This window comes from Salmonella sp. SAL04213 (assembly GCF_046550535.1).
Lineage (GTDB): Bacteria > Pseudomonadota > Gammaproteobacteria > Enterobacterales > Enterobacteriaceae > Salmonella > Salmonella enterica.
The window spans coordinates 144,921-167,749 of the sequence record NZ_JBGDXS010000004.1 but is presented as its reverse complement, the minus strand read 5'-3'; the positions used below and the strand labels follow the sequence as shown (position 1 = coordinate 167,749).

Annotated in this window: 20 protein-coding genes; 10 read left to right on the top strand and 10 right to left on the bottom strand. The window is 54.4% G+C overall.

Annotated features, from left to right (window positions below):
* Window positions 1-120: 120 nt before the first annotated feature.
* The gene (locus ACLJPQ_RS12615; protein WP_000209570.1) at window positions 121-564 is read right to left on the bottom strand and encodes a hypothetical protein; all 444 of its coding nucleotides are present in this window, start codon (window positions 562-564) and stop codon (window positions 121-123) included.
* 277 nt (window positions 565-841) lie between these two features.
* Here ACLJPQ_RS12615 and ACLJPQ_RS12610 point away from each other — a divergent pair, with 277 nt between their 5' ends.
* The 3 genes from ACLJPQ_RS12610 to rsmJ all read left to right on the top strand — a co-directional run bounded on the left by ACLJPQ_RS12610 (window position 842) and on the right by rsmJ (window position 4,465).
* Window positions 842-1,495 (top strand): hypothetical protein, encoded by a 654-nt coding sequence (locus ACLJPQ_RS12610; RefSeq protein ID WP_080090802.1) that lies wholly within the window; start codon window positions 842-844, stop codon window positions 1,493-1,495.
* A gap of 162 nt (window positions 1,496-1,657) precedes the next feature.
* Window positions 1,658-3,700 carry an oligopeptidase A gene (gene prlC, locus ACLJPQ_RS12605; RefSeq protein WP_000184178.1) on the top strand — a complete coding sequence of 681 codons (2,043 nt, stop codon included), beginning with the start codon at window positions 1,658-1,660 and terminating at the stop codon, window positions 3,698-3,700.
* Between the two features lie 6 nt (window positions 3,701-3,706).
* Window positions 3,707-4,465 carry a 16S rRNA (guanine(1516)-N(2))-methyltransferase RsmJ gene (rsmJ, locus tag ACLJPQ_RS12600; protein ID WP_080185096.1) on the top strand — a complete coding sequence of 253 codons (759 nt, stop codon included), beginning with the start codon at window positions 3,707-3,709 and terminating at the stop codon, window positions 4,463-4,465.
* A 91-nt stretch (window positions 4,466-4,556) separates the two neighbouring features.
* Here rsmJ and dtpB read toward each other — a convergent pair whose 3' ends face one another.
* Entirely contained in the window at window positions 4,557-6,029 is a 1,473-nt protein-coding gene (gene dtpB, locus ACLJPQ_RS12595; protein ID WP_001098270.1) for a dipeptide/tripeptide permease DtpB, read from the bottom strand.
* A 324-nt stretch (window positions 6,030-6,353) separates the two neighbouring features.
* Complete coding sequence (gene uspA / locus ACLJPQ_RS12590; RefSeq protein ID WP_000323565.1) at window positions 6,354-6,788, bottom strand: universal stress protein UspA; 435 nt, start codon at window positions 6,786-6,788, stop codon at window positions 6,354-6,356.
* Window positions 6,789-7,175: 387 nt separating this feature from the next.
* Here uspA and uspB point away from each other — a divergent pair, with 387 nt between their 5' ends.
* A complete protein-coding gene (gene uspB / locus ACLJPQ_RS12585) occupies window positions 7,176-7,511 on the top strand; it encodes a universal stress protein UspB (RefSeq protein WP_000626193.1) in 336 nt (111 codons plus the stop codon).
* Window positions 7,512-7,651: 140 nt separating this feature from the next.
* Here uspB and pitA read toward each other — a convergent pair whose 3' ends face one another.
* Entirely contained in the window at window positions 7,652-9,148 is a 1,497-nt protein-coding gene (gene pitA / locus ACLJPQ_RS12580; RefSeq protein WP_000902764.1) for an inorganic phosphate transporter PitA, read from the bottom strand.
* A gap of 230 nt (window positions 9,149-9,378) precedes the next feature.
* Here pitA and ACLJPQ_RS12575 point away from each other — a divergent pair, with 230 nt between their 5' ends.
* From ACLJPQ_RS12575 to ACLJPQ_RS12560, 4 genes are all read left to right on the top strand, one after another.
* On the top strand, window positions 9,379-10,575 hold the full coding sequence (locus ACLJPQ_RS12575) for an NAD(P)/FAD-dependent oxidoreductase (RefSeq protein WP_000439234.1): 1,197 nt from the start codon (window positions 9,379-9,381) through the stop codon (window positions 10,573-10,575).
* Window positions 10,576-10,880: 305 nt separating this feature from the next.
* Window positions 10,881-11,948, top strand: coding sequence for an HlyD family secretion protein (locus ACLJPQ_RS12570; RefSeq protein WP_000359834.1), 1,068 nt, complete (start codon window positions 10,881-10,883; stop codon window positions 11,946-11,948).
* On the top strand, window positions 11,945-14,686 hold the full coding sequence (gene rbbA / locus ACLJPQ_RS12565) for a ribosome-associated ATPase/putative transporter RbbA (RefSeq protein WP_080185095.1): 2,742 nt from the start codon (window positions 11,945-11,947) through the stop codon (window positions 14,684-14,686). The genes ACLJPQ_RS12570 and rbbA overlap by 4 nt, the downstream gene beginning before the upstream one ends.
* Window positions 14,686-15,810, top strand: coding sequence for an ABC transporter permease (locus ACLJPQ_RS12560; protein WP_001214764.1), 1,125 nt, complete (start codon window positions 14,686-14,688; stop codon window positions 15,808-15,810). Before rbbA ends, ACLJPQ_RS12560 begins: the two co-directional genes overlap by 1 nt.
* Window positions 15,811-15,911: 101 nt before the next feature.
* On the opposite strand, the gene nikR is transcribed toward ACLJPQ_RS12560, so the two are convergent.
* The 3 genes from nikR to ACLJPQ_RS12545 all read right to left on the bottom strand — a co-directional run bounded on the left by nikR (window position 15,912) and on the right by ACLJPQ_RS12545 (window position 18,084).
* Complete coding sequence (gene nikR, locus ACLJPQ_RS12555; protein ID WP_001190057.1) at window positions 15,912-16,313, bottom strand: nickel-responsive transcriptional regulator NikR; 402 nt, start codon at window positions 16,311-16,313, stop codon at window positions 15,912-15,914.
* Window positions 16,314-16,404: 91 nt separating this feature from the next.
* Window positions 16,405-16,983: a 4'-phosphopantetheinyl transferase AcpT gene (gene acpT, locus ACLJPQ_RS12550; protein ID WP_000285379.1), complete on the bottom strand. Its 579-nt coding sequence runs from the start codon at window positions 16,981-16,983 to the stop codon at window positions 16,405-16,407.
* 51 nt (window positions 16,984-17,034) lie between these two features.
* Window positions 17,035-18,084 (bottom strand): AI-2E family transporter, encoded by a 1,050-nt coding sequence (locus ACLJPQ_RS12545; RefSeq protein ID WP_000179594.1) that lies wholly within the window; start codon window positions 18,082-18,084, stop codon window positions 17,035-17,037.
* 89 nt (window positions 18,085-18,173) lie between these two features.
* On the opposite strand from ACLJPQ_RS12545, the gene ACLJPQ_RS12540 reads away from it, so the two are divergent.
* The gene (locus tag ACLJPQ_RS12540) at window positions 18,174-19,433 is read left to right on the top strand and encodes an MFS transporter (protein ID WP_001576500.1); all 1,260 of its coding nucleotides are present in this window, start codon (window positions 18,174-18,176) and stop codon (window positions 19,431-19,433) included.
* 3 nt (window positions 19,434-19,436) lie between these two features.
* Here ACLJPQ_RS12540 and ACLJPQ_RS12535 read toward each other — a convergent pair whose 3' ends face one another.
* Window positions 19,437-19,994, bottom strand: coding sequence for a DcrB family lipoprotein (locus tag ACLJPQ_RS12535; RefSeq protein ID WP_001245277.1), 558 nt, complete (start codon window positions 19,992-19,994; stop codon window positions 19,437-19,439).
* 72 nt (window positions 19,995-20,066) lie between these two features.
* Window positions 20,067-20,732 carry a 7-cyano-7-deazaguanine/7-aminomethyl-7-deazaguanine transporter gene (locus ACLJPQ_RS12530; protein WP_000187489.1) on the bottom strand — a complete coding sequence of 222 codons (666 nt, stop codon included), beginning with the start codon at window positions 20,730-20,732 and terminating at the stop codon, window positions 20,067-20,069.
* Window positions 20,733-20,901: 169 nt separating this feature from the next.
* Between ACLJPQ_RS12530 and tusA the strand changes: the two genes are divergently transcribed.
* Entirely contained in the window at window positions 20,902-21,147 is a 246-nt protein-coding gene (gene tusA, locus ACLJPQ_RS12525) for a sulfurtransferase TusA (protein ID WP_001541054.1), read from the top strand.
* Window positions 21,148-21,170: 23 nt separating this feature from the next.
* Here tusA and tcp read toward each other — a convergent pair whose 3' ends face one another.
* On the bottom strand, window positions 21,171-22,814 hold the full coding sequence (tcp, locus tag ACLJPQ_RS12520) for a methyl-accepting chemotaxis citrate transducer (protein ID WP_000789682.1): 1,644 nt from the start codon (window positions 22,812-22,814) through the stop codon (window positions 21,171-21,173).
* Window positions 22,815-22,829 lie beyond the last annotated feature (15 nt).

The following is a 22,829-nucleotide window of genomic DNA, read 5'->3' as shown; positions in this document are numbered from 1 at the left end:
GGATGCAGATATTCCGGGAAGTAAACAAGTTAGCCGATAGTTTACCGCAGATCCGTAGAGATTACCGCTCTTGCGCTTTTATCGCCGTTGGCCAGGAGGAAAAACAAGTAGGCTGTGGCGTCAGAGCGTAAATAACGTCAACGAAGTGATGCAGGCGTCTGGATTGGCCTGTTTCACGGTCTTAAGGAAGGTGGCAAAACTTTGATTGAATAGGGTGTAATTATGAAGGAAGCGCGTCTGTTTTCTTTGCCCTTCCGCTGTTATCCAGTCGACTGACCAGACTGAACGACCACTGACTCTCGTTGTTCCCGGTTTCGCCTCAATAATGCTGGTGAGTGGTATCGCGGTGGTGATACCGTCCGCGACTTCATAGAGGTACTGCATGTCAAAGTAGTAATCCGCGTTATAGCCGCGAGAACTGCCAAATTTTCGCAGCATCAGCGAAGAAGATGAAATTAATTTACGGCCATCTTGCAGATGCTTACTCCGACGGAAAATTTTTCGCCCAGGGAAAATAAAGAAAACAATAAATATCAGTACAATAACCTGTAATAACGTGGTCATATACAATCCTTGTATTCCAGAAACGAAAAAGTTGAGAATATTATACATGGGCAGTTTGCGCAAAAATGACAGCGATTGATGCCACGGCCCTGTTTTCAGAAAAACACCCATGAAAAGCCTATCTGAATTTAACGCTAATCATGCCGCGACGCGTCCACTGACTTACCCCTGTCGGGTCTTATTCTGAAATCGTTTTTATTATGATGATAGTGCTGGTTTTACCTTGTTTATTTGATTAAAACGATAGCGCTAATAATAGAAAAGAAAGGATTCATTGATGTTCCATTATGGAAAATGTGTCGTTCGCACGCTGTTTTTATTACTGGTTTGCTGTTCGCTGTCGGGCTGTCTTTCATTTGGGCTGATACTTGCCACCGATAAAGATGGCAATCGTCATCAGTCTACCTGGAAATCGGATACCGTTACCGCGCTTTCCTTAGGTAAAGATAGCAACGGGAAAACGGGCTGGGTGTTTGTTGGCGAACATTTTGACTACCTGTTGACCCAGGGCGGCGATAATGTGGTGGCGCTGTTAAAAGATGCGACTATTCGCCGGGATAAAATGCGAGTAAAGGATGGTGTTAAATTCCTGATTGATACAGATAAGAAGGAGTTTACGGGTGAAGTCAATGTGACTTACGCCTGGGTGGACGAGAAAGACAAACTGGCGGCGGTAGGCTATGGGTTTATTTGTGCAGACGGCGCGGTAAATTGCACGCTATCCGTCATGGACCTGAAGGGGACTATCCATCAGAAAAATAAAGATCAGAGCGTTACGCAGCAGCTATCGTTCTACCATCCTTTCACCGTTGAGTTCTATCAGTATCAGCGCAGTATGTCCGGGGCAAAATTTGGCAGAGTGTTGCTGCCGGTAACTTTGGCGCTGGATATTGTCACTATGCCGCTACAGCTACTGATCTTCAGTCGTTAAAATTGGATTCAGCAGCAATGCCTACGTTCGGATGCTGGCGTTGCTGCACGGGTGAAATGAGCGCCCACCATCATTGAAATTCCCCCAACTATCCCCCATTCTAGATCCATAGCGAAAGCGCGATAGAGCGCTTCATTTCTTTTTTAGACCAGGACTGCGCATATGACCAATCCATTACTAACGTCTTTTTCACTGCCGCCTTTTTCTGCAATTAAACCGGAGCATGTGGTGCCTGCGGTCACCAAAGCGTTGGCCGATTGCCGGGCGGCGGTAGAAGGCGTTGTGGCGCATGGCGCGCCGTATAGCTGGGAAAACCTCTGCCAGCCGTTGGCGGAAGCCGACGATGTTCTGGGGCGTATTTTCTCGCCAATTAGCCACTTAAACTCGGTGAAAAATAGTCCGGAGCTGCGTGAAGCCTACGAACAGACGCTGCCGCTGCTGTCTGAATACAGCACCTGGGTTGGCCAGCATGAAGGACTGTACAACGCGTACCGCGACCTGCGCGACGGCGATCATTACGCCACTCTGAATACCGCGCAGAAGAAAGCGGTCGATAACGCGCTGCGTGATTTTGAACTGTCCGGCATTGGCCTGCCGAAAGAGAAACAGCAGCGTTACGGCGAAATCGCCACTCGCCTGTCTGAGCTGGGCAACCAGTACAGCAATAATGTGCTCGATGCCACCATGGGCTGGACGAAGCTCATCACCGACGAAGCCGAGCTGGCGGGAATGCCGGAAAGCGCGCTCGCCGCCGCTAAAGCCCAGGCGGAAGCCAAAGAGCAGGAAGGTTACCTGCTGACTCTGGATATCCCGAGCTATCTGCCAGTGATGACCTACTGCGACAACCAGGCGTTGCGTGAAGAGATGTATCGCGCCTATTCCACTCGCGCCTCCGACCAGGGGCCGAACGCCGGTAAGTGGGATAACAGCCCGGTGATGGAAGAAATTCTTGCGCTGCGCCATGAACTGGCGCAACTGCTGGGCTTCGAAAATTATGCCCATGAATCGCTGGCCACCAAAATGGCGGAAAATCCGCAGCAGGTGCTCGATTTCTTAACCGATCTGGCGAAACGCGCCCGTCCGCAGGGGGAAAAAGAGCTGGCCCAGCTGCGCGCCTTCGCCAAAGCCGAATTTGGCGTTGAGGAGCTGCAACCGTGGGATATCGCGTACTACAGTGAAAAGCAAAAACAGCACCTGTACAGCATCAGCGATGAGCAGCTACGTCCGTACTTCCCGGAAAACAAAGCCGTGAATGGCCTGTTTGAAGTGGTGAAACGTATTTACGGCATCACTGCCAAAGAGCGTACTGACGTTGATGTCTGGCACCCGGAAGTGCGTTTCTTTGAACTGTATGACGAAAATAACGAGCTGCGCGGCAGCTTCTACCTTGACCTGTACGCGCGCGAACACAAACGCGGCGGGGCGTGGATGGACGACTGTGTCGGCCAGATGCGTAAGGCGGACGGCACATTGCAAAAGCCGGTCGCTTATCTGACCTGTAATTTCAACCGTCCGGTGAACGGTAAACCCGCTCTGTTTACCCATGACGAAGTGATCACCCTGTTCCACGAGTTTGGTCATGGCCTGCATCATATGCTGACCCGCATTGAGACCGCCGGGGTCTCCGGTATCAGCGGCGTGCCGTGGGACGCGGTCGAACTGCCAAGCCAGTTTATGGAAAACTGGTGCTGGGAGCCGGAAGCGCTGGCGTTTATCTCCGGCCACTATGAAACCGGCGAGCCGTTGCCGAAGGAACTGCTGGATAAAATGCTGGCGGCGAAAAACTATCAGGCGGCGCTGTTTATTCTGCGTCAGCTGGAGTTCGGTCTGTTTGATTTCCGTCTGCATGCGGAATTTAACCCGCAGCAAGGAGCGAAAATTCTTGAGACGCTCTTTGAAATTAAAAAACAGGTCGCCGTGGTGCCGTCACCGACATGGGGCCGCTTCCCACATGCATTCAGCCATATCTTTGCTGGCGGCTATGCGGCAGGCTACTACAGCTATCTGTGGGCCGACGTACTGGCGGCGGACGCTTATTCCCGCTTTGAGGAGGAAGGCATTTTCAACCGTGAGACCGGTCAGTCGTTCCTTGATAACATCCTGACTCGCGGTGGTTCTGAAGAGCCGATGGAACTCTTTAAACGCTTCCGTGGCCGTGAACCACAGCTGGACGCGATGCTGGAGCATTACGGGATTAAAGGCTGATTTTACGTGCAAATCTGCTTAATGGATGAAACGGGCGCCACAGACGGCGCCTTATCTGTTCTGGCTGCCCGCTGGGGACTGGAGCATGACGAAGACAATTTAATGGCGCTGGTGATGACGCCGCAACATCTGGAGCTGCGCAAGCGCGACGAACCGAAGCTCGGCGGCATTTTCGTCGATTTTGTCGGCGGCGCGATGGCCCATCGACGTAAGTTCGGCGGCGGGCGCGGCGAAGCGGTGGCGAAAGCCGTCAGTATCAAAGGCGATTATCTGCCGGATGTGGTTGATGCCACGGCCGGACTGGGGCGCGATGCGTTTGTACTGGCGTCCGTCGGTTGCCGCGTGCGGATGCTGGAGCGTAATCCGGTGGTTGCCGCGCTGCTCGATGACGGTCTGACGCGCGGCTACGCCGATGCGGATATTGGCGGCTGGCTTCAGGAGCGTTTGCAGTTGATTCATGCTTCCAGCCTGACGGCGTTAACCGATATCACGCCGCGCCCGCAGGTGGTCTACCTCGATCCGATGTTTCCTCACCGGCAGAAAAGCGCGCTGGTGAAGAAAGAGATGCGGGTGTTTCAGTCGTTGGTGGGGCCGGATCTCGACGCCGACGGACTGCTGGAACCGGCGCGTCAGTTGGCGACCAAACGCGTGGTGGTCAAACGTCCCGATTATGCGCCGCCGCTGGCGGATGTCGCGACGCCCAACGCCATCGTCACCAAAGGGCATCGGTTTGATATTTATGCCGGAACCCCTCTGACGGAGTAACGGATTGCCCGATGGCGTTGCGCTTATCGGGCCTACGATTCTCAATTATTTGTAGGCCGGATAAGGCGTAAGCCGCATCCGGCACTGAGTATTACTGTTCGGTACCTGGCGTATTAATCATCCGGTTTAACCACGGCACCATAATGGCCATCACCACGGTGACCGCCAGCGTTACCAGACCAATTTTGCTAAAGACGCCGGTATAAATTGGCAGCGTCTGTAACGGATCGGTGATGTTTTCCGGTACGGCAGTGAAGGTCGCCACATAACCGCCGAGCAGGAAGGCGGCGGCCTGGGTCAGGAACCACATTCCCAGAATAAAGCCCATCAGATGCTGCGGCACCAGAGCGGCGACCATTGCCAGTCCCAGCGCGCTAATCAGCAGCTCGCCCAGACTCTGGAACAGATACACCAGCACGATAAACCACGGCGACGTCAATCCTTGCGCATCGGCAAACCACATCCCGGCGGCGGCGGCGGTCAGAAAACCCAGCGCGCAGAGGAACATGCCGAGCGTAAACTTCATCGGCATAGTCAGATCTTTGCCTTTGCTACCCAGTCGGGTGTAAATCGCTGCCAGTACCGGACTGGCCACGACCACCCAGAATGGGTTCAGCGCCTGAAAACTCACCGGGTTAATGGCGAATCCAAGAATTTCATGATGCACGTTATTAATCGCAAAGAAGTTCAGCGAGGTAGGCATCTGCGCATACAGAATGTAAAACAGCACGGCTTCAATCATCAGAATAAACGCCACGAACATTTTATTGCGGCCGGTTTTATCCAGACGAAACGCTTCGCGAAAGAAGAAAATAGTGACGACGATAGAAAGGATGATGAGCACCAGATTGGCAATCTTAACGTTGTGCATCAGCCAGGCGCAGAGGAAAATCATGACGACGGTGCCGAGTAGTACCAGCAGCAAATTGCGAAAACGTAGCGGTTTATGATCCGGTTCAGAACCGATATTTTTCACCATGCCACGGCAGGCGAAGTACACCAGAAGCGCAACAATTAAACCAGCGCCGCACAGATTATAGGTCACCGCATAGCCAAATTTATCGGCAATCACCGGCGCCAGCGATAGCGATAACAAAGAACCGATGTTAATCGACATATAAAACAGGGTGAAAGCGCCATCCAGCCGGGGATCTTTAGGCTGATAGCATTTAGAGAGCAGGCTGGCGGGATTGGCTTTAAATAACCCGTTGCCCACGGCAATCGTACCCAGTGCGATAAAAATCAGATCGGGATTTAATAGCGACATACCGGTCATAAAATAGCCAATCGCCAGCACAATCGCGCCCAGGACCAGGGTGCGTTTAGTCCCTAACAGATGGTCGCCAACATAGCCGCCGATGGAGATCAGGCCATAAACCAGCGCCGCAAAAGCGCCAAAGGTAATAAAGGCCTGTTCCTGAGAAAAACCCAATTGTTTAACGAAAAAGACCGCCAGGATGCCCTGGACGCCGTAATAGCCAAATCGTTCCCATAACTCTACAAAAAAGATCATGAAGAATGGACGAGGTTGCTGCAGCAAGCCCGTAGGTGCAGTTGTATTCATATTCCTTCGCCTTTTAATGCCATCCCGAAACGTATGAGCGCGTATATCAAAACGCGCCGAAAAGACTTACCCTGATATAGACTGCGGTTATTAGCCTGATCAATAGGTTATTATACAAATGATACGCAAACTAATTAGTGGATCACACTAATTATGTTTGGTGTGATGGAATGATGTACTGAGTACTGCGAAGAAGGAGGGATAAACAAAACGCCCACATAAGCGGGCGTTGTTGTTGAGAGCCGGAATTTGCCTGATGGTTCAGGCCAACCTGATTGACTATAGACCAGATGCGGTCTTAGCCGCCAGCCGGCGCGGCAATTATTACTCTTCTTCGTCGCGCAGCGGAACAATCAGCATGTCAACGTGAACGGTGTTGATCAGTTGGCGCGCAGAAGACATCAGTTTGCTCCAGAAGTCCTGGTGATGACCGCAAACGACCAGATCCATATCGTATTTCTTGATGGCGTCAACCAGCACCTGGCCCAAATCGCCGCTACCGCTCAGGGTTTCAGTGATAGGGTAGCCAGCGTTGGTAGACAGCTCGGTCAGCGCGTGGTGGGTTTCTTCGGAGATACGTTTCTGCATATCGCCCAGATTGACGTCAATCAGACCGGTGTACAGGTCTGAATAATTCACGTCAACGTGGATGAGGGAGATTTTCGCGTTGTAGGGGCGCGCCATAGAGACCGCTTTTTCAACCAGAACTTTACTTTCCGGGGAGAGATCAACTGCGATAAGAATGTGTTTATAAGCCATAGTGTTACTCCTTCCATAAGTTGTCGATGACCATTGAGCTACTGGCGTTTCTTATGCCGCCGCGTCACCCGCGTCCTGCGAACTCTATGCGCGGGGCTAGCTCAGCCGTTTACCATAACTATCCTTACATTATAGCGACCAGGATAATCCGTCAATCTGCCTTGCTTGCCAGTTAGTTAAACAAAATTTTCAGGGAATTGCATTGATAGTGATTAACCTTCTGGTAAAAAAATTAACTGATCTCCTACAATGTGTATAAGAGCCGTTCGAATGCGGAGCGCTAATATGGACGGCTTTCGTAGTACTCTTTCACTGATTGTCTGGCAGGGTATCGGGGAGCGGTAGTCCCGGAGAGGAACTCCGTGGGCGGGTCGCCGGGGAGGAGATATGATAAGCACCGTCTCACTATTCTGGGCTTTATGTGTCGTTTGCATTGTTAATATGGCGCGCTATTTCTCATCGCTACGCGCACTGTTAGTGGTACTTCGTGGTTGCGATCCTTTGCTCTATCAATATGTCGATGGCGGCGGCTTCTTTACCACGCATGGTCAGCCCAACAAACAGGTGCGCCTGGTATGGTATATCTACGCTCAGCGCTATCGCGATCATCATGATGAAGAATTTATTCGCCGTTGTGAACGCGTGCGCCGCCAGTTTCTGCTGACCAGCGCGTTATGCGGTTTGGTGGTGGTGAGCTTGATTGCGCTCATGATTTGGCACTGAATAAAAAAAGCGGGCCAGTTTCCTGACCCGCTCGTGTTAGATAAGCCTCCCGGATGACGCCGCTTGTAGCGGCCTATCAGGCCTGTGTCGTTTCATCCTGACAGGCCGGATTAGCGACAGCGCTATCCGGCCCATTTGGCTTAAATAATCTTCAGGGAAAGCCAGTACAGCACGCCGGAAAGAATAATCGCCGCCGGTAACGTAAATACCCAGGCCATCAGAATGCTGGTCACGGTTTTACGCTGCAACCCGCCGCCATCAACGACCATGGTTCCCGCCACTGAAGAGGAGAGTACGTGAGTGGTAGAAACTGGCATACCGGTGTAGCTGGCAAGACCGATAGAGACTGCCGCCGTCATCTGCGCCGACATTCCCTGCGCATACGTCATGCCTTTTTTACCAATTTTCTCGCCGATAGTGGTCGCCACGCGACGCCAGCCGATCATCGTACCAATACCCAGCGCCAACGCCACTGCCATAATGATCCACACCGGCGCATACTCAATGGTGCTTAACATATCGGTCTTCAGCTTTTTCAGCAGGCGCTGGTCATCGCTGCTTACGCCAGGCAATTTCACGACTTTATCGGTCGTGTCGGAAATGCACAGCATAATGCGACGCAACTGACTACGCTGTTCAACGCTTAACTTGTCGTAGCTTTCCACGTTTGCCAGCATCCCTTTCGCACGGTTAAGCGCGTTAATGGTGTTAGCCGGATGGCAGTGGAATTCAGTCGGTTCAGTCGCGCCCGGTTCCGGAGAGGGAATCAGTTGGTCAACGCCGGTGACGGCTTTCAGCAGGTCAGGACGCTGCTCAAAGTACGTTTCGACATTGTTGATAGCATCGCGCGTACGGGTGATTTCGTAGCTGGAGGCATTCATATTGACCACGAAACCCGCAGGCGCGACGCCAATCAGCACCAGCATGACCAGGCCAATGCCTTTCTGACCATCGTTCGCGCCATGCGAAAACGCCACGCCGATAGCTGAGAGGATTAGCGCGATACGCGTCCAGAACGGCGGCTTTTTCTTGCCGTCTTTCTTTTCACGTTCGGCTGGCGTCAGGTGGATACGGGCGCGTTTCTTAGTACCGCTCCAGTAGCGGCGCAGCAAGAAAATCAGACCGCCGGCGAATACCAGACCGACAATAGGGGAGATAATGAGTGAACCGAAAATATTGATAACTTTCGGGATGTTAAGCGCATCCACCACTGACGTGCCGGTCATCATCGCATTGGTTAAACCGATGCCGATAATGGCGCCAATCAGCGTGTGGGAACTGGACGCCGGCAACCCGAAATACCAGGTGCCGAGGTTCCAGATAATCGCCGCCAGCAACATGGAAAAGACCATAGCGAGGCCGTGCGCGGAACCCATGTTGAGCAGGAGATCTGTCGGTAGCATATGCACAATGGCATACGCCACGCTGAGACCCCCCAGCAAAACGCCAAAAAAGTTAAACACCGCCGCCATGACAACCGCCAGCTGCGAACGCATCGCACGGGTGTAAATCACGGTTGCGACTGCATTGGCTGTGTCATGGAAGCCGTTAATCGCTTCGTAGAACAGCACAAAAGCCAGAGCAAGCAATAATAAAAGCCCGGTATGTAAATCCAGGCCAGCAAACAAATGTAGCATAGGACGTTACGCCATTTTGAGGACATGAACGCGGCGCATTATCAGTGACTTTGGCGGCGCGGGCAAAGTGAAATATAGACTTTTTTTGATGTACTTCGTGCTTTGTTTGATATCACTAAAGAATTATCTTATATATTTCAGATAAATACCATTTTCAGGCGCTTTTCGCGCTGGTGCGACCACTGAGGAAACTTTACAATTCCCGCCCGAATTTGAGAGAGGAAGGCGACGTGGAAAGGTTTGATGCCGTTATTATAGGCGCTGGCGCAGCGGGCATGTTTTGCGCCGCGCAGGCAGGACAGGCGGGTAGCCGCGTGCTGCTCATCGATAATGGCAAGAAGCCAGGACGTAAAATCCTCATGTCCGGCGGTGGGCGCTGCAACTTTACTAATCTTTATGTTGAGCCTGCTGCGTATTTGAGCCAGAACCCCCATTTTTGTAAATCAGCGTTAGCCCGCTATACCCAGTGGGACTTTATCGATCTGGTCGGCAGGTATGGGATAGCCTGGCATGAGAAAACGCTGGGACAGCTTTTTTGCGATGATTCCGCCCAACGCATTGTCGATATGCTGGTTGCCGAGTGCGACAAAGGCGGCGTAACGATGCGCCTGCGTAGCGAGGTATTGAGCGTCGAGCGTGATGAGTCGGGTTTCGTACTGGCGTTGAACGGCGAGACGGTGACTACGCAAAAGCTGGTGATTGCCAGCGGCGGTCTGTCGATGCCGGGGCTTGGCGCATCGCCGTTTGGCTATAAAATCGCCGAACAGTTTGGTCTCAAGGTGTTGCCGACGCGCGCCGGGCTGGTGCCCTTTACGCTGCATAAGCCGCTGTTAGAACAGCTCCAGACGCTGTCTGGCGTCTCTGTGCCCTGCGTGATTACCGCCCGCAATGGCACGGTATTTCGGGAAAACCTACTTTTTACCCATCGTGGGCTGTCCGGCCCCGCCGTTTTACAGATTTCCAGCTACTGGCAACCGGGCGAGTTAGTGAGCATTAACTTATTGCCGGACCTCTCGCTGGAAGACGTTCTCAATGAACAGCGTAACGCGCACCCGAACCAGAGTCTGAAGAACACGCTGGCGATGCATCTGCCGAAACGGTTGGTGGAGTGTTTACAACAGTTGGGGCAGATCCCGGATGTATCGCTCAGGCAGTTGAACGTTCGTGACCAGCAGGCGTTGGTTGACACGCTTACGGCCTGGCAAGTGCAGCCTAACGGCACCGAAGGCTATCGGACAGCGGAAGTGACGCTGGGCGGCGTGGATACAAACGAACTATCATCGCGGACTATGGAAGCGCGCCGCGTGCCGGGTCTCTATTTTATCGGCGAAGTGATGGACGTCACCGGCTGGTTGGGCGGCTATAACTTCCAGTGGGCGTGGTCGAGCGCCTGGGCCTGCGCGCAGGATTTGGCGGCAAAACGCTAAGTACCATTACAAACAATAAGCGAATAGACATCCCGGACAGAGGTGTTAGTATCGATTTATAGCAGTTATGAGTATGCGTGTTTCATTTACGGCCAGGAACGCTGATGATGACAACATTACTCCCTCTTTTCCGGGTACCTACATCATTCACTCCCTTTGACGGCGAGCGCTTCATCGGCGTCTGTTCGTCGTCTGGCCCCTTTTCTTTTTTCATTCTTATCCCGAATGGAAACCCCCGCTGAGCGCACGCCCGGCGGATTTTGTGACACGCATGGTTAGACAACAGGGATTACGGCGGGTCGATTATGGACAAAATGAAGCGTCATCTGGTGTGGTGGGGAGCGGGGATTCTTGTGGCGGTGGCCGCGATAGCCTGGTGGATGCTGCGCCCTGCGGGAATACCGGAGGGGTTTGCCGCCAGCAATGGCAGAATTGAAGCCACCGAAGTGGATATTGCCACTAAGATTGCCGGGCGTATTGATACCATCCTCGTTTCGGAAGGGCAGTTCGTTCGTCAGGGCGAGGTGCTGGCGAAAATGGATACCCGCGTGCTGCAGGAGCAGCGGCTGGAGGCGATTGCGCAGATTAAAGAGGCCGAGAGCGCGGTTGCCGCCGCCCGTGCTTTGCTGGAGCAACGCCAGAGTGAAATGCGCGCCGCGCAGTCGGTCGTCAAACAGCGGGAAGCTGAGCTGGACTCCGTCTCTAAACGTCACGTGCGTTCCCGTTCGCTGTCGCAGCGTGGCGCGGTATCTGTACAACAGTTAGATGACGATCGCGCGGCGGCGGAAAGCGCGCGCGCCGCCCTGGAGACCGCCAAAGCGCAGGTATCTGCGGCAAAAGCGGCGATTGAGGCGGCGCGTACCAGTATTATCCAGGCGCAAACGCGCGTGGAAGCGGCGCAGGCGACCGAGCGGCGTATTGTCGCCGACATCGACGACAGCGAATTAAAAGCGCCGCGCGATGGACGCGTGCAGTACCGCGTTGCGGAGCCGGGCGAAGTGTTATCGGCTGGCGGCCGGGTGTTGAACATGGTCGATCTCAGCGACGTTTATATGACATTTTTCCTGCCGACCGAACAGGCGGGGTTGTTGAAGATCGGCGGCGACGCGCGACTGGTGCTGGACGCCGCGCCGGATCTGCGTATTCCGGCGACGATCAGTTTTGTCGCCAGCGTGGCGCAGTTCACGCCCAAAACCGTGGAAACCCACGATGAACGGCTGAAGCTGATGTTCCGTGTCAAAGCGCGTATTCCGCCAGAGCTGCTGCGACAGCATCTGGAATATGTCAAAACCGGTTTGCCGGGAATGGCCTGGGTTCGTCTGGATGAGCGCGTGCCCTGGCCTGACGCTCTAAGCGTGAGGCTGTCGCAATGACGTCGCTGACGCTGGTGCCTGTTCCTCCCGTGGCGCAGCTTGAGGGGGTGAGCCAGCATTACGGAAAAACGGTCGCGCTGAACAATATCACGCTGGACATTCCCGCCCGTAGTATGGTCGGGCTGATTGGTCCGGACGGGGTGGGTAAGTCGAGCCTGCTGTCGCTGATTTCTGGCGCGCGGGTGATTGAGCAAGGGAACGTTATCGTCCTGGGCGGCGATATGCGCGATGCGAAACATCGCCGCGACGTCTGTCCGCGCATCGCCTGGATGCCGCAGGGGCTGGGGAAAAACCTTTATCACACGTTATCGGTTTATGAGAACGTCGATTTTTTTGCTCGTCTCTTTGGTCATGACAAAGCTGAACGCGAAGCGCGTATTACCGAGCTGCTGAACAGCACCGGCCTGGCGCCGTTTCGTGACCGTCCTGCCGGGAAGCTGTCCGGTGGGATGAAACAAAAGCTGGGGTTGTGCTGTGCGCTGATTCATGACCCGGAATTGCTGATTCTTGATGAGCCTACCACCGGCGTGGACCCGCTCTCCCGCGCTCAGTTCTGGGACCTAATCGACAGTATCCGCCAACGGCAGACCAATATGAGCGTGTTGGTCGCAACGGCCTATATGGAAGAGGCGGAGCGTTTTGACTGGCTGGTGGCGATGAATGCGGGCGAGATACTGGCAACCGGCAGCGCGCAGCAACTGCGGACAAAAACCCATAGCGCGACGCTGGAACAGGCGTTTATCGCCCTGTTGCCAGAAGCGCAGCGCCAGGCGCATAAGCCAGTGGTGATCCCGCCGTATCACGCTGAGCAGGAAGAGATTGCCATTGAGGCGAAAGATCTGACCATGCGCTTCGGTAAGTTCGTCGCGGTTGACCATGTTAATTTCCGCATTCCGCGCGGCGAGATTTTTGGCTTCCTCGGTTCAAACGGTTGCGGCAAATCGACCACCATGAAAATGCTGACCGGTCTGCTTCCCGCCAGCGAAGGCCAGGCCTGGCTATTTGGCCAGCCGGTAGACCCGAACGACATCGATACCCGTCGCCGGGTCGGGTATATGTCGCAGGCTTTTTCGCTCTATAACGAACTCACCGTGCGGCAGAATCTGGAACTTCATGCCCGCCTGTTTCATATTCCGCCAGCGGAGCTCCCGGCGCGCGTCGCGCAGATGATCGAACGCTTTATGCTAACGGAGGTGGAAGATACGCTCCCCGCTTCGTTGCCGCTCGGTATCCGCCAGCGTTTATCGCTGGCGGTAGCGGTGATCCATCGCCCGGAAATGCTGATTCTTGATGAGCCAACGTCCGGCGTTGATCCGGTCGCCAGGGATATGTTCTGGCAGCTTATGGTCGATCTTTCGCGTCAGGATAAGGTGACGATTTTTATCTCGACCCATTTTATGAACGAAGCGGAACGTTGCGACCGAATGTCATTGATGCACGCCGGTAAAGTGCTCGCCAGCGGTACGCCGCAGGAATTGGTGCAACAGCGGGGCGCGGCCAATCTGGAGGCGGCGTTTATTTCCTGGCTACAGGAAGCTGCGGGAGCGGCGCCTGAAACCCCAATACCGCCATCCCAGACGCCCGCCGCGTCAGGTAAACCGTCGCGGCAGGGATTGAGCTTCCGGCGTTTGTTCAGCTACAGTCGCCGCGAAGCGCTGGAGCTACGCCGCGATCCGGTACGCTCGACGCTGGCGCTGCTGGGAACGGTAATTCTGATGCTGATTATGGGCTATGGCATCAGTATGGACGTGGAGAACCTGCGTTTTGCCGTACTCGACCGCGATCAAACCGTCAGCAGCCAGGCATGGTCGCTCAATCTGGCGGGATCGCGCTATTTTATCGAACAGCCGCCGCTCGCCAGCTATGACGAGCTTGACCGGCGGATGCGTTCGGGAGAGTTGGCGGTTGCCATTGAGATCCCGCCTAATTTTGGTCGCGATATTGCTCGCGGTACGCCAGCGCAGATTGGCGTCTGGGTGGATGGCGCCATGCCCAGCCGCGCCGAGACGGTGAAGGGGTACGTTCAGGCGATGCACCAAAGCTGGCTGCAGGAGGCGGCGAGTCGTCAGCCGAACCCGGTTAAACAGACCGGGCTGCTCAACATTGAAACGCGCTATCGCTATAACCCGGATGTGAAAAGTCTGCCCGCTATCGTTCCGGCGGTCATTCCGTTGCTGCTCATGATGATCCCGTCAATGCTTAGCGCCCTGAGCGTGGTGCGGGAGAAAGAGCTGGGGTCGATGATTAATCTGTACGTAACGCCGACGACGCGCAGCGAATTTTTGCTGGGTAAACAACTGCCGTATATCGCGCTGGGTATGCTGAACTTCTTGCTACTGTGCGCGCTGTCGGTCTTTGTGTTCGGCGTGCCGCTGAAAGGCAGCTTTCTCACGCTTACCCTGGCGGCGCTGCTTTATGTCATCATCGCCACCGGTCTGGGGCTGCTGATCTCCACGTTTATGAAGAGCCAAATCGCCGCTATTTTTGGGACGTCGATTATTACCCTCATTCCGGCAACACAATTTTCCGGCATGATCGATCCGGTGGCTTCGCTGGAAGGACCGGGAAGATGGATCGGCGAGATCTACCCGACCAGCCATTTTCTGACGATCGCGCGCGGGACGTTTTCCAAAGCGTTGGATCTGTCCGATCTCTGGCCGTTATTTATGCCGTTACTGATTGCCGTCCCGGTGGTGATGGGTCTGAGCATTCTGCTGCTGAAAAAACAGGAGGGGTAATGCGCGGATTACGTAATATTTATAATCTCGGCGTTAAAGAACTGCGCAGTCTGCTGGGCGACAAAGCGATGCTGTCGCTGATCGTCTTCGCCTTTACGATTTCGGTTTACTCCTCCGCTACCGTCCTGCCCGGTTCGTTGCATCTTGCCCCTATCGCCATCGCCGATATGGATCAGTCACAGTTGTCGAACCGTATTGTGAATAGTTTTTACCGCCCGTGGTTTCTGCCGCCGGAGATGATTACGGCAACGGAAATGGATGCCGGACTGGATGCCGGACGCTATACCTTTGCGGTCAATATTCCGCCGAATTTCCAGCGTGATGTGCTGGCCGGACGTCAGCCTGATATTCAGGTTAACGTCGATGCGACGCGCATGAGTCAGGCGTTTACCGGCAACAGTTATATCCAGAATATTATTAGCGGCGAGGTCAACAGCTTTGTGGCGCGCGCGCGGGGAGATAACGTTCAGCCGGTGTCGCTGGAGATTCGGATGCGCTTTAACCCGAATCTGGACCCGGCGTGGTTTGGCGGCGTGATGGCGATTATCAACAACATTACCATGCTGGCGATAGTGCTGACCGGATCGGCGCTGATCCGCGAGCGAGAACACGGCACGGTAGAGCATCTGTTGGTGATGCCGGTCACGCCCTTTGAGATCATGATGGCAAAAGTGTGGTCGATGGGGCTGGTCGTGCTGGTGGTTTCCGGTTTGTCTTTGATGCTGATGGTGAAAGGCGTACTTGGCGTACCGATTGAAGGATCGATCCCATTGTTTATGTTGGGCGTGGCGCTGAGCCTGTTCGCCACCACTTCAATTGGGATTTTTATGGGCACCATCGCCCGTTCGATGCCGCAACTGGGGTTATTAATGATTCTGGTACTGTTACCGCTACAAATGCTCTCCGGCGGTTCCACGCCGCGCGAAAGTATGCCGCAGGCGGTGCAGGATATTATGCTGACCATGCCGACGACGCATTTTGTCAGCCTTGCCCAGGCTATTCTTTATCGCGGCGCAGGTTTGAGTATCGTCTGGCCGCAGTTCCTGACCCTGCTGGCGATAGGCGGCGTGTTCTTCCTGATAGCGCTGTTACGCTTCAGAAAAACGATTGGCACAATGGCGTAAACATTATTGCCGGAGGGCGGCTGCGCCTCATCCGGCCTACAAACGACGACGTGCGAACGTAGGCCGGGCAAGCGAAGCGCCCCCGGCAAAGCGCTGGGGCGTTAGTCTTCTTTCGGCAAACACTGCAAGTGGCCGTGGCGCACGCCGCGCTGGGCGATAACATCATCGGCAAAATGCTGTACGTCGCCCATATCGCCCTTCAGAACGGCGATCTCCAGACAGTCATCGTGGTTGATATGGACGTGCAGCGTGGCGACGGATAAATCATGATGATGATGCTGGGTGGAGACGATGCGGCTGGCTAAATCCCGTTTCTCATGTTCATAAACATATGAAAGTACCGCGAAACCCTGTGTGCCGTGTTCCTGAGTGGCCTCCTGCGCCAGAGCGCCGCGCAGAATATCACGGATCGCTTCGGAGCGATTGTTATAGCCGCGTCGCTGGCTCAGGCTGTCCAGCGTTTCCAGTAAATCGTCATCGAGGGTGATGGTGACACGTTGCATCTGACTTAAACCTTTTGGTATGGCGCGTCGGCGCATGGGAAGCTCCGCATTTTGTAACACACGTCCGCCGCCAGAGGGAAAAATTAATGTGTCATAGCGCTTTCGTTATCGTCTGCGGCGTCAGCGTAAACGGTGTGGGGGTACAGACTGCCAGACTGAGCGTATCGAGCTGACACTGGCTGACCGACAAGGCAGAGGGCAACGTGCTGTCCACGCTGACGATTTGCCAGGCGCTGCCGCCGCGTTGTTTTACGATGGCTTCTTTACGCGTCCAGATACGCCAGAATGCCGCCAGTTGTTGCTCCGGACGTTCCGCTTCCATTTCAGCATGTTCGCCGAGGCTGAATACCGCATTTGCCAGCGAACGCCAGTTATCGCGCGGGCGGATCACTTCAATATCGCAGCCGACTTCACCTTCGTCGCTAAGCAACAGAGCAATAGTGTCGCCGCTATGGCTGAGGTTAAACCACAGCGGCGTTCCGGCGGAAAAAGCCGGTTTACCCTGTTCGCCATACACCATCTCCGGTAGCGGCGAGAGCGCACGGGAAAGCAGCACGCGCCCGGCCAGCCAGCTTGCCCGGCGAACGCCCTGCGGCGCCTGAGCGATTAACGCGTCGGGCAATTGACCTGCGCTTAATGTTGACACTTTTCCCAGAACGACCTGGTACATATCAGGACCAACGTTGCCTATGAAGAAGAGGAGATTGTAGCATCTGTCGCCTCAACCCGGTAAACGGCTTTTCGGTCGGCCTGGCCCCAGTAAGATCGCCAGTTTGCTGCCGCCTTTAGTGGTTTCCATCCAGATTTTGCAGACGCTGGTCAAAGGAACGGACAAGAGCATCCCGACCGGGCCTAATAGCCATCCCCAGACCAATAACGAAAGAAATACCACCAGCGTGGACATTCCCAGACGATGGCCCATCATGCGTGGCTCCATAATGTTGCCAATCACCATATGGACCACCAAAAAGAGCGCGCCGACCAGTACGCACTCGTAAAAACCGTTAAATAACAGCGCCTGAATCATGGGGGGAACGGCGGAAATCACCGAGCCGATATTAGGAACGTAATTGAGCAAAAAGGCCAGTACGCCCCACATTAGCGCAAACTGAATACCCATTAACGCCAGTCCCAGCCAGATAATCGCGCCCGTCCATAAACTGAGCAGCGTTTTCAGCGCCAGATAATGCGAGACGCCTTTCAGGGCGCGGTGCAGGCCGGCAATATGGATTTGTGGATTGTTTAGCGCGAAACGTAATTTATAAGGCACGTGACGCACCTCAAACAGCATAAAAACCACGGTCATCACCAGCAGCACAATGCTTGCCATCGCGCCCGATACGCCGGTCATTAATGTTGTGGTGAAGAGCATGATTTTATCGGAATCCATCCCGCGGAGCATACGTTCCGGTGACATATGTAAATTCAGGAAGGGCATTAACTCCTGAAGGTGTAAGACTTTACGCGTCAGCTCCTTGCTGTATTTAGGCAGCATAGCGATAAATTCATTAAGCGATGCGGCAAGCACACCCACCAGCGCGGTAAGCACGATCAGCATGACGACCACCACGATAGTAATCGCCAGCGGTCGCTTCACGCCCCGGCGAATAAACCAGGTCACTAATGGATTAAGAACGATGGCAAAAAAGAGCGCCAGCAAGAGTTGTACAATAATATCCGCCGCGGCATGAAGCCCGGCGAGAATAATAACCAGGGAGGCCAGTTTCAGCAGAATATGCATACCCGTTTTGTCGGGTTGAGCGGTTGCCATGAAGTTTTCCTTGTTGTGTTTTTTTCTAAGTGTAGCGGCTGCCCTGATACCGATAATCTGAATCTCACTACTGATTTTCACCGCGCGCCATGATAGAAAAGAAAACATGTTGTAAAAATGCGGTGATACTCATGCCCGAACCCGTCGCTGAACCGGCGCTAAACGGATTGCGCCTCAATCTGCGTATTGTCTCCATTGTGATGTTTAACTTTGCCAGCTATCTGACCATCGGCCTGCCGCTCGCCGTCTTGCCCGGCTATGTGCATGATGCGATGGGATTCAGCGCGTTCTGGGCGGGGCTTATTATCAGCCTGCAATACTTCGCCACTCTGTTAAGCCGTCCCCATGCCGGGCGGTATGCGGATGTATTAGGGCCGAAAAAAATCGTTGTCTTTGGCTTATGCGGCTGTTTTTTAAGCGGACTCGGCTACCTGCTGGCGGATATCGCCAGCGCCTGGCCGATGATCAGTTTGTTGCTACTGGGGCTGGGTCGCGTGATTTTGGGGATTGGGCAAAGTTTTGCCGGCACCGGTTCGACACTGTGGGGCGTCGGCGTCGTCGGGTCGTTGCATATTGGTCGGGTCATCTCCTGGAACGGTATCGTCACCTACGGCGCAATGGCGATGGGCGCGCCGCTGGGCGTGCTGTGTTATGCCTGGGGCGGGTTACAGGGACTGGCGCTAACGGTGATGGGCGTGGCGCTGTTGGCGGTACTGTTAGCCCTTCCACGTCCGTCGGTGAAGGCGAACAAAGGCAAGCCGCTGCCGTTTCGCGCGGTGCTGGGGCGTGTCTGGCTGTATGGTATGGCGTTGGCGCTGGCCTCGGCAGGGTTTGGCGTCATCGCGACGTTTATTACCTTATTTTATGATGCTAAAGGCTGGGATGGCGCCGCTTTTGCGCTCACGTTATTTAGCGTCGCGTTTGTCGGCACGCGTTTGCTGTTCCCTAACGGCATCAATCGTTTAGGCGGGTTGAATGTCGCCATGATCTGCTTTGGCGTGGAGATTATTGGTCTGTTACTGGTGGGGACGGCAGCCATGCCGTGGATGGCAAAAATCGGCGTTTTACTCACGGGGATGGGGTTTTCGCTGGTCTTTCCGGCGCTGGGCGTGGTGGCCGTCAAAGCCGTGCCGCCGCAGAACCAGGGCGCGGCGCTGGCGACCTATACCGTCTTTATGGATATGTCTTTGGGGGTTACCGGCCCGCTGGCGGGGCTGGTGATGACCTGGGCGGGCGTGCCGGTGATTTATCTGGCGGCGGCCGGGCTGGTAGCGATGGCGCTATTGCTGACCTGGCGCTTAAAAAAACGGCCTCCGTCTGCACTGCCGGAGGCCGCATCATCGTCGTAAAGGTTACTTAATAACCAACGTATTGATGATGTTTTCAGCCGTGGTTTGCGCTTTTTGCTGATTGTCCGCAGGCAGCGTGACCTGAATCGTCAGCAATTGGTTATCCACTTTGCCCAGCACGATGGAAGAGTACGCCGTCTGGCCTTTCGCGGAGATAATGCTGTCCAGTTGTTGCAACGTATGGCCTTTGAGCTCAATAGACTTATTGGTGACCACCTGAAGCTGCGGGTCGCGGCTACGCTGTTGCTCAAGCAGGCGGTTCGCCAGCACCGGCAACGCTTCATCGGTATTATCGCCGACGATAACAATCACCGCTTTCTGGCCCGTCGGGTCAGAATAAACGTGCATATTATTCGCCTGGGTGCCCAGCTTACCGCTTTGATCGGTCATATCCGCCGGCAGTGAGAAACTGAGTTTGCCATCCATCAGGCTGATGGGCTGACCGGAGGCCTGGCTTTCTGCGGCGGCGCTTTCTGCCGACGCTTTTGTATCGTTGTTATCACAGGCCGCAAGCCCCATAACCAGCAGGCCAATACCGGCATATTTAACCAAATTGCGCATTGACTTCTTCCTTTCGATAAACGGCCATAACGGCTCATTCGCTCATCTTATCACAACTCGGAAAACGAACCTTTAACTTGCCGGTAATGGGGAAATTTCAGATTTATCTGCCAGCTTTTTCAGCAACATATTCAGTAGAACGCCGTACATCGGCAGGAAGAAAATAATGCTGATGAGCACCTTAAAGCAATAATCCACCAGCGCAATTTCCATCCAGTGCCCGGCCATAAAGGCATCGGGGCTTCGCCAGAACGCAATAAAGAAAAAGGCAAGGGTATCGCTGATATTGCCAAACAGCGTTGAAGCGGTCGGCGCCAGCCACCAGCGACGATTTTGGCGCAGGCGGTTAAACACATGGACATCAAGGATCTGTCCCAGCGCGTAGGCCATAAAGCTGGCGGCGGCGATACGGGCGACGAACAGATTAAAGTTCGCCAACGCGGCGAAACCTTGCCAGGCGCCCATATAGAACAGCGATGACACCACATATGACACCAGCAGCGCAGGGATCATGACGGCGAAGATAATGCGGCGCGCCAGCGGTGCGCCAAAAATACGCACGGTAAGATCGGTGGCGAGAAAAATAAAAGGAAAACTAAACGCGCCCCAGGTCGTGTGGAAACCAAAAATAGTGATGGGGAGCTGCACCAGATAGTTACTGGAAATGATCACCAGTAAATGGAATAGCGATAGCCAGAACAACGCTTTTATGCGCTGTGATTGTGTAAACGGAGTCATATTGTGACCTTTTTGTTGGATGGGGTGAGGGAACCCAATAAAGAACCGCCGCATAATACTGTTTTGCGCTGGCATTGCAATGGCTAATTTTCACGCAATCGTTAACCTGCCTGGCTTACTGACGAAGATGGGCGTAAAATATCGCCGTTTTTCTACCATTGAGACGAAGATGAGCGATCTGTTTTCCTCCCCTGACCATACGCTTGACGCCCTGGGGCTGCGTTGCCCTGAACCGGTAATGATGGTGCGCAAAACGGTGCGCAACATGCAAACTGGCGAAACATTGCTGATTATCGCCGACGATCCGGCGACGACGCGTGATATTCCGGGGTTCTGTACCTTTATGGAACACGATTTGCTGGCGCAAGAGACGGAGGGTCTGCCGTACCGCTATTTATTGCGTAAAGCGCATTAACCGCACGGCAGATAGCATTCTGATTAGAAGCTTTCCCAGTTCGCCTGTTCTGCGGCGGGCTGTGGCGTTAAGCCTTTGCTTAACGGCGTCGGCGACGCCTCCCGACGAGGCTGTTTCTGGATGCGGAACGCGGCGACCGCCTGACGAAGTTCGTTAGCCTGATCTTCCAGCGCCGCCGCCGCTGCTGCGGATTCTTCTACCAGCGAGGCGTTTTGCTGCGTCACGCTGTCCATTTCAGATACCGCCTGCGCCACCTGCTCAATGCCTTTGCTTTGCTCATCGGAGGCAGAGGCGATTTCGCCCATAATATCGGTCACGCGAGTCACGGCGTTGACGATCTCTTTCATGGTTTCTCCCGCTTCGCGTACCTGCGTAGAGCCGGTATCAATGCGCGACACGGAGTTTTCAATCAGTACTTTGATCTCTTTGGCGGCCTGCGCGCTACGGCTGGCCAACGTGCGTACCTCTCCGGCCACGACCGCGAATCCTCGCCCCTGTTCGCCGGCGCGGGCGGCTTCTACCGCGGCGTTCAGCGCCAGAATATTAGTCTGGAAGGCGATACCGTCAATCACGCTGGTGATGTCCACGATTTTTTCCGAGCTTTCGGCGATATCGTTCATGGTGCTCACTACGTTATCCACCACGCGTCCTCCTTTACGCGCGGTTTCTGATGCGGTTTTCGCCAGACCCGTCGCCTGTCGTGCGTTATCGGTGTTTTGCCGTACCGTGGCGGTTAACTGTTCCATGCTGGCGGCGGTTTCCTCCAGCGCCGAGGCCTGCTGTTCGGTACGGGAAGAGAGGTCGCTGCTGCCGGCGGAAATTTCGCCTGCGCCAGTATAGATAGAGTCTGCGTTATCGCGCACCGCGCTGACGGTACGGATTAACGACTGCTGCATCGTTTTGAGACCGGCAGCCAGTTGGCCCATTTCACTGCGTCCTTCAGCCTCTATCTCATGGGTAAGATCGCCGTCGGCGATAGTTTGAATGTGCGCCATAATCCGTTGCAGCGGGCGGAGTAGAACGCGTTGCAGCCCCAGCCAGATAAACGCCAGCACGATGAGTACGATAAGTAGAATTATCCCCAGCGTCCATTGCATCTGGGTAAAACTGCTCTGATTCTGATCGCTGGCTAATTTTATTAATTGCGCATTTTGAGAGAGCCACTGGTCATATACCTGCTCCATGTCATCCTGCGCTTTTTGCGCGTCAAGGTTGCCATAGGCGGCGTAATTATCGGCTTTAAGATAGTGGATAGACTGCTGCAAAACGTCATACATCTGCTTAAAGCTGGCTTCGGCCTGGGCATCCAACGCCGGATCTTTGCCCGCGATCGCTTCGGAGTTCACGTAGTTGTTGAAATGTTTTTCCGCTTCGTTGAGCGACGCGCCAGCGTTGGTTAACAGCGTGTTCATGGCGTCCAGTGAGGCGGGATCGCGCTGATTTTTTAACATGCGTATCGCCACGCGGTTAATGGTGACGCGGGTTTCGATCAATGTCTGAAAACTGCCGCCCAGTTCCTGTTGTTGGTAACTCAGCGCGCTCGCATTCTGGAAATTCAGCCGATCGCTGCTGACGGCGGAATAAAACAGTATTCCTGTCACCAACAATAAGGCGCTAAATATGCCCAGCGTCGCGATAACGCCGGTGATGACTTTGATATTTTTCATAGTGCCTAACATTCC